General features: G+C 65.2%; 1 protein-coding gene. It reads right to left on the bottom strand.

The window, feature by feature from the left end; genetic code table 11:
• A partial coding sequence (gene gshB / locus AC1DSN_RS22965; RefSeq protein ID WP_477333187.1) for a glutathione synthase occupies positions 1 to 789 on the bottom strand: 789 nt, incomplete at its 3' end.
• Positions 790 to 1,151: the final 362 nt, after the last annotated feature.

The following is a 1,151-nucleotide window of genomic DNA, read 5'->3' as shown; positions in this document are numbered from 1 at the left end:
CAGCTCCGGCGCCACCTGCGCCGCGATCCAGCGGTCGCGGTCGGACAGGGGGATGCCCTCACCCCGGCCGCCGGCGGCGAGGTTGCCACGGAATTCGTCGCCCTGCGGAATGCGGGCGAGCGCATACGGCACCGGCTCGCCATCGATCAGCAGGATGCGCTTGTCACCGGCGGTGATCTCGGGGATGTACTTCTGTGCGATGGCGAAATGGCGGGCGCCGTCGAGCAGGGTCTCCAGCATGGAATTGAGGTTCGAGTCGCCATGCTTCACCCGGAAGATGCCGCGGCCGCCCATGCCATCCAGCGGTTTGAGTACCGCTTCGCCATGCTCGGCGACGAACCGGCGCAGCTCACCGGCGTCGCGGGAGACCAGGGTTGGTGCGATGCACTGGGGGAAATCCAGGGCGAACAGCTTCTCGTTGCAGTCGCGCAGGCTGCGCGGGTCGTTGACCACCTTGCAGCCGGCGCGCTGGGCGCGCTCCAGGACCATGGTGTCGTAGATGAACTGGGAATCGACCGGCGGGTCCTTGCGGGCCAGGACGATGTCGACCTCGGCCAGCGGGCGCCAGGTGGGCTCGCCCAGCGTGAACCAGCCTGTCGGGTCCTCCTTCACGGTGAGCGGCCGCAGGCGGGCCCAGGCCTCGCCGTCGCGCAGGGCAAGGTCACCCTGTTCCATGTAGAGCAAGGCGTGGCCGCGGCGAGAGGCCTCCAGCAACATGGCGAAGGTAGAGTCCTTGGCGATCTTGATGGCGCGGATCGGGTCCATCAGGACGGCGACGGAGAGCGACATGGGGGTGTCCCGGGAGAGCAGGAAGAATGCCAAGTCTAGTGGGGGAGGGATCGCAATTTCACAAGGATTTGTCCCTTTAAGAACAATTCATCTTGACGGCGACCCGGCCAACCATTAAACAGCGAACGGGAGGAACGCCGAAGAGCGGGCCACCGGAGCCCAGGTTCCGGACGACGACCCAGCGCACGGATAAGCCGGCATGAAACCAGCTATCCTGCGGTGGGATTTGCGGTTTTTTTGTGCGTGCTACGGGGGCGCAGTGAACGAAAACGGACGTGGTACCGATCTGACCGGCTTGCGGGTCATGGTCATCGACGATTCGAAAACCATCCGACGCACGGCCGAAACCCTGCTGAAGAAGG

Source organism: Luteibacter sp. P4_D7_3, from assembly GCF_056401735.1.
This window is presented reverse-complemented; position numbering and strand designations above follow the sequence as displayed.